This window comes from Acidithiobacillus sp. TH-A36, from assembly GCF_057473445.1.
Genome location: NZ_JBYCKP010000643.1, coordinates 1 through 3,113 on the forward strand (window position 1 = coordinate 1; position 3,113 = coordinate 3,113).

Consider the following 3,113-nt stretch of genomic DNA (forward strand, 5'->3'; position numbering starts at 1 on the left):
AACCGGCGGGCACCGGCTTATGCCCATCAGGTTCTGGTCCTCTCTCCCGGCACGTCTGCCGCGCAAATCCTTGAGGTTATCAATCAGCCGGGGCCGATAGAGATTGAGAGCGAGGAAATGGGGCCGTACAAGCCCACACTGGACGCGATTGCCGCCAAAGGACATCTTGCAAGGGTCATCCTGCCTGCCAGCATCAATGCCCAGGACAAACAGGATGTGGCCTTTCTGGAGCAGCATGGGGTGCAGGTGCGGTTGTTGCCTGTGAAGCCGATTTACCAGCATTCTAAGGCGATAATTTCTCAAAATCTGGCCTTTGTGGGGAGCGAGAACCTGACCCGGACCAGCCTGGAGTATAGCCGGGAAATTGGGCTGCTGCTGAATGGCGCGGCAGTCACCCAACTCAGGGCGCAGTTTGACCGGGATTGGGCGGCGGCACGATGAAGCAGTATGGCAGATTCTACGCGCCCCAGTACGGAGGCCGAGCAAAACCTATCGAGGAAAGCACATCCTTTCTGGATACTGAAAAATCCTCTCCGGATGCAGGCAATCCTGATTCCAGTCAGGAAAAACCATCGTCTTTCTGGTATCCCAGGGATCTGGAACTGCCGGAGAAGACCATTCCCGCGAAGATCCATCCAGAGCGTCGTGATCCCGCCAAAAATATTCCCGTGACGTTTCGGAAGAAACGGACCATCGAGCGGATTCAATGAAGTTTTAAGCCCATTTTGACGAGGAGTCTCTGTGAATCAACAATGTCACTGGAATTTAATCATCCAATACGTCACCAACAGCAAGATAGCAAGAAGTATCTGCACACCCTTAAAGAAACTTCACACTTTGATCTTTATAGGGTGCAGCACGCTGCTCATTTCGCCCCTTGCACTTGCTGCGGAGAACATCTCTGGAACGTACGTTTCAAACTACTCAAACGCAGCAATTATGCTGCAAGTTGTGCAGTTATCAGGCGGGCAGGTTCAAGGTCGCATGGATGAGGTCGTTTTAGCTTCAAGCGGGCAACAATTAAATGAGACAAGCTTTTCCGTTACTGGTGCCGTGAGTGGCGAAACAATCGTTCTATCGCTTCGCAAAACAGGTGTTCCACAAGTTTTTGCTAAGGTAACGTCCATGTCTGGGGTATTAAAAGACGGCAGGATGCAGCTTAGTGAAGGGCATACCAATAAACAAGGTATATTGACAGTGACCCTTAACAAGTCCAATCCATCTTTTTTTAATCGTCAAGTCGCAACCCTCTCTGATGCAGCCAATGCTGGAGCGAGCGCGGCCGCCACCGAAAAAAGACTGCAAGAACAGAGGAAGGATGCCGAGCGTCGTCTCCATGTCGAAACTGAATCCAGGAAGGTCTTTGATAATTATTGCCCATACACCGCCAAGATTGAATCTAGACTCAAAGGTGTCAGAGAGGCTTTCATAAAAACAACTAAAGTTATGGAAGAAAAACTTCAAGAACAAAAAGTTACACCGCCAAATTCAGTGCATAACGGCTTTGAAAGAAACCAAATTTTATACAGCATCAATGATGACTGGTATGACTCAAATGATATTGGATATAGCTTGAACGACCTATCATCGGATGCGAATTATACAAAGGGCACCATACACATCAAATCGGTTCCTGGCCTTGATTATGCGATGAAACAAGATGCTCTTCATGGCTGCGGTAACGGGGGTGTTGGTTTCTGCGCTCAAGTCAATACAGCTTTCAACCGTGCCGATCAATGCAACACCGATCTCATCGCTGCGTTTCAAAAAACCTACGTCGTTCAGGATCAGGAAAGAGCGAAACAAGAAGTCATCAAGCAAGAGGCCGCCCGCCTCGCCAATGCTGAGTAATAAAGGAATAGGTAACTGCGCTGGTCTAAGGAGGTATTGAACATGAGTTGGGAACATTGTTACTATAAAGCGACGTGTAAGAAATGCGGTAAAACTGGTTTCAAGGTATCATCCAGTGATGATTGGAACCGATCAGAAATATCTTGGAAAGGTTTTACTCCATTCACCGATTCTCCATCCTGCGATTACCTTGTCGGACGCAAGAGAATTGATCCAAACGAATATGCTAAATGTTCCTGCGGGTCAACTGATATTGAAGTTGATACTCAAATCAGCGAAATAAAATGACGCGATGGATTGGGTGGTGGATCGCCAATGCGTCAAGACCGACAAGGATAGCGGCATCGTCAATAATGCCAGTGCCTGGGCGGTGGGGACTATGCACAATCCCTGATACCCACTGGAACTGATTGGGCGGGTGGTGCAGGTGAGTGTGGAAACGATGAAGATTGTGCGGGGGTTGCCGCACATGGGTTAGAACTGATCTGAATGGTTTGTGGCATACTTATTGCTTTCTGCCGTGGCAGTGCTATTCTACACCATTATTCTGTTTTTTATAGGGGGCGGTTAGATGGCCAGGAAACAAACTTTTGAATCTGCAAGCATCGGGCAGCATATCTTTTTTCAAGTTGTAGGACATACCGCGCTTGATGGTATATCGCATTTATTGGACGAAAATCTTAAAAATATCTACGATAACAATCGTGTAAAGTGGCATCTTGCCTTGGCTGTTATTATTACCTTGGTTGTTTGGTATGGTGCTTAATGATTTGAGATTTACCCACAACTACGGTTAATGTTGCTTCGCCCATAGGCGGAGGATCAACCATCCAGCAAATGCAGATACCGGCTGCTGGTGGCAGGATACAATCCTGCTTCCTTCAGGTAGCGGAGGATGTACAAAGCACCACTTTCATCCCCCGTCGTCACTATCCCCCGCCAATCCCGCAAAGGACGCCCTATCCGCGTCCCGCTCGCTGGCGTCATATTTCCCCTCGCCAACCGGCTTCTCCCCGGCAATAACATTGAGTTCGGACTGAGTAGCCGCCAGGGCCTCTTTCTCAGCGTCTGAGATTTCCTCGACAGGCTCCTGCCCCTTGGATCCCTCTTCTGGTTTCTTCTCAATATGTGGGACGGGCAGCGTTCCGCCAGACTCTCCCAGAATGGCTTTGTAGTCCTTCCTGGCTCCGGGGATGGAATCGCTCTTTTCCGGCCACCGGATGGATGCGCGATCGAGCCATTCCGGGTTCTTGAAGTAGAGC

General features: G+C 49.1%; 5 protein-coding genes and 1 pseudogene. 5 read left to right on the forward strand and 1 reads right to left on the reverse strand.

Features of this window, described 5'->3' with window-relative positions; genetic code table 11:
- The 5 genes from AC2VLY_RS16095 to AC2VLY_RS16115 all read left to right on the forward strand — a co-directional run.
- A partial coding sequence (locus AC2VLY_RS16095; RefSeq protein WP_486893547.1) for a phospholipase D-like domain-containing protein occupies positions 1-441 on the forward strand: 441 nt, incomplete at its 5' end.
- Positions 438-710: a hypothetical protein gene (locus tag AC2VLY_RS16100; protein WP_486893549.1), complete on the forward strand. Its 273-nt coding sequence runs from the start codon at positions 438-440 to the stop codon at positions 708-710. The genes AC2VLY_RS16095 and AC2VLY_RS16100, both read left to right, overlap by 4 nt.
- 31 nt (positions 711-741) lie before the next feature.
- Entirely contained in the window at positions 742-1,851 is a 1,110-nt protein-coding gene (locus AC2VLY_RS16105) for a hypothetical protein (protein WP_486922636.1), read from the forward strand.
- A gap of 42 nt (positions 1,852-1,893) precedes the next feature.
- The gene (locus tag AC2VLY_RS16110) at positions 1,894-2,139 is read left to right on the forward strand and encodes a hypothetical protein (protein ID WP_486893552.1); all 246 of its coding nucleotides are present in this window, start codon (positions 1,894-1,896) and stop codon (positions 2,137-2,139) included.
- 283 nt (positions 2,140-2,422) lie between these two features.
- Positions 2,423-2,617, forward strand: a complete 195-nt coding sequence (locus AC2VLY_RS16115; RefSeq protein ID WP_486893554.1) for a hypothetical protein — start codon at positions 2,423-2,425, stop codon at positions 2,615-2,617.
- Between the two features lie 147 nt (positions 2,618-2,764).
- On the opposite strand, the pseudogene AC2VLY_RS16120 reads toward AC2VLY_RS16115, so the two are convergent.
- Positions 2,765-3,113, reverse strand: a pseudogene (locus AC2VLY_RS16120) (type IV secretory system conjugative DNA transfer family protein); the annotation flags it as partial.

Bases quoted from the DNA above. Each gene is read 5' to 3' on its own strand.
- AC2VLY_RS16100 (WP_486893549.1), top strand. From the start codon at position 438: ATGAAGCAGTATGGCAGATTCTACGCGCCCCAGTACGGAGGCCGAGCA.
- AC2VLY_RS16110 (WP_486893552.1), top strand. From the start codon at position 1,894: ATGAGTTGGGAACATTGTTACTATAAAGCGACGTGTAAGAAATGCGGT.
- AC2VLY_RS16115 (WP_486893554.1), top strand. From the start codon at position 2,423: ATGGCCAGGAAACAAACTTTTGAATCTGCAAGCATCGGGCAGCATATC.